2 protein-coding genes, 2 tRNA genes and 1 pseudogene are annotated in these 2,391 nt (G+C 39.4%); all 5 read right to left on the bottom strand.

Annotated elements, in window-relative coordinates:
• Positions 1–315: 315 nt before the first annotated feature.
• Positions 316–1,026, bottom strand: a complete 711-nt coding sequence (locus tag VLN09_RS08155) for a tyrosine-type recombinase/integrase (RefSeq protein ID WP_325245417.1) — start codon at positions 1,024–1,026, stop codon at positions 316–318.
• Positions 1,027–1,177: 151 nt separating this feature from the next.
• A tRNA-Leu gene (locus tag VLN09_RS08160) sits at positions 1,178–1,264 on the bottom strand.
• Positions 1,265–1,389: 125 nt separating this feature from the next.
• Positions 1,390–1,463 (bottom strand) — tRNA-Cys (locus VLN09_RS08165).
• A 128-nt stretch (positions 1,464–1,591) separates the two neighbouring features.
• Entirely contained in the window at positions 1,592–1,726 is a 135-nt protein-coding gene (locus VLN09_RS12295; RefSeq protein WP_223145227.1) for a putative transporter small subunit, read from the bottom strand.
• An 89-nt stretch (positions 1,727–1,815) separates the two neighbouring features.
• Positions 1,816–2,391, bottom strand: a pseudogene (locus tag VLN09_RS08170) (sodium:proline symporter); the annotation flags it as partial.

Genomic DNA, 2,391 nt, shown 5'->3' on the forward strand with positions numbered 1-2,391 from the left:
GCCATTAAGTTTTGATACGGCTGTGACTACATCTCTGTGTGCCTCTCTCATAGATCACCTTTTCAATAACTCCTAGAAGTAGCATGTATGCACTGCTATTTAACCCTAAATAAATCTTCGCATTAGACCACTTATGTTCTAATACGAGGATTGAGTTTGTCTATAGTCAGGGAAAAGCAATATCGATACATAACGTACTGCTGATATCAATTTTTCTTGCTTGCTGTGCCTACGCAGACAGAGGCTGCAAAAAAATTATACTAGCAGTACCGTAGCGTTTTTAAGGTATTTTAACTATACTTAGACATGAAAATACTATTCCTTGTTTCTCAATAGCTCGTAGTAGTTTAGCCAAATCTTTGGGCTTGGTAATGGCTGGACGATGACCATAGCTTTAGCCAGTTGGCTTTTGATTAAATCTGCAGGATTGCTGCTACAAAAACCTCGGGCACCAGCATAAATAAATACATCACTGGCTATGCCAGCGCAGCGTTCAGCCTTGTCTGTAGGCTTACCATCCTTGTTGAGTGAATTAGCTTGAATGTCTAATAGCACCTCAAGCATTCTAGGTGAGTCAATTTCACTAATAGGCTCGTCACCAATATATGAGCATATTAGCTCTAAGCGACCTTTCTTACGGATGAGGGTATTACTCTTCTGAGTCTGATCTAAGTTATCAAAATATTTCCATGCAAAGTGACGAAAATAATTATTAGTTTTACTAATAATTCTTTTCTTTATTTCTTCACAATTTATTTTAGGGTCAATACCTTTGCTTAACAGATCTTCATATTCACGCCAAACTTCACAGGCGCGAGCATACGAGATACTTGGGTATATACCGATGGAGATAATGCTTTGCTTAGGATTTGAAGGTGGGTAGTATCGATACATCCATGACTTAGTCTCAGTAGGACGCACCATTAAGAAGAGTTTAGGATGATTTTTGACAGCAACAAAGTACTTCTTATCTTCAGGCTTATGGCTGCTGATGCTTCGGTCTGAACTGATTGCTTTTCTTTCTATAGCCTAGATCTCCATAAACACACTCAAACTCAGTATACTCAAAGTGCATGGATTAGGATAGATAAAGCAGGACAGTATAGAACACCAGATACAACAAAGCCCCTGATATCAGGGGCTTTGTTGTTCTATAAGATAGTATAGGACTATGTAATGGTACCCGGAGCCGGACTTGAACCGGCACGCTATTACTAGCGAGGGATTTTAAATCCCTTGTGTCTACCAATTTCACCACCCGGGCAAAACTTGTATTATCTAATGAGTAAGCTTTCTACTTTTTAGATAGTGGTCGCTATTATAAGCATTTACATTAATAAAGCAAGCTAAAATTAATATAAATCCTAATAAATTTTTAACCTAAATAATTGGAGGCTGAGGTCGGAATCGAACCGGCGTTAACGGAGTTGCAGTCCGCTGCATGACCACTCTGCCACCCAGCCAATCAAGGACGCCTATATTAGCAAATATAATTTAAATTACAAGCCCTTTTTGATATAAAGACCGATTATTTATCAGGTTAGGCGTATTTAGCGTCATATCACGATAAATCCTATCCTTAATTAAGTCGCTAAACGATACTTTTATTGTTATCTACGGCCTTTTTTACATCTCTATAAGTCGCAGTGCAAATAAGTATCAGTACACCCAGCGTGATTGCTGGCCAGATTAAGATATAAAGCCCATAAAAAAACGTGGTTTCCATATTAACTCCTTTATTTTAGGTATTAAAAATGAATGATGAATTTATTAAATCATAAAAATCAGTAATCAAAATATCGATAGTATATAAATCTAGTTTTGAACGTTGGTTGTCGCTGGTATGCTAGGTTTATTGTCATAGTCGCCAACGCGCTGTTTAATAAGGTCAAAGTCAAAATGCTCGTTGCTCATGAGGCTGATAATGACGCAGACGATTGTACTGGCACCATAAGCGGTCAGTGATGCAAGTAGCACCATATATTGACGTAAGAAACCAGTGGCAAATATCAGCATCAGTATCAGTGTGAGGGCAGCAGCTGCCACAGCCATTTTTCGACCTAAAAAGCCAAATACCATGAGTCCAATCACCACAGCAGCACCAACGCTTGCCAATACTTCAAAAAATAGCGCCGTAACGCCAATGATAGGTATGAGCTCAAAGCGAGCGATACAGAATAATAATAATCCGACGATGACGGCTGAGGTAAAGGCAGTGTTTGTCACGCGATTCCAGAACACACTGGCAATCACTGGGAATACAATCGCACCCCATAACGCACCGACAAAGACTAACATCACGAGAATATCAAGCTTAAAGCTGGCAAAAATTAATCCTGCTGCCGTAGCGACCATCATGGTTCCGCGACCGACAAGCATCATGGTTTTTGG

The organism is Psychrobacter sp. (assembly GCF_035469765.1).
Lineage (GTDB): Bacteria > Pseudomonadota > Gammaproteobacteria > Pseudomonadales > Moraxellaceae > Psychrobacter.

Coding starts and splice junctions, on each gene's coding strand:
- VLN09_RS12295 (WP_223145227.1), bottom strand. CDS start 1,726: ATGGAAACCACGTTTTTTTATGGGCTTTATATCTTAATCTGGCCAGCA.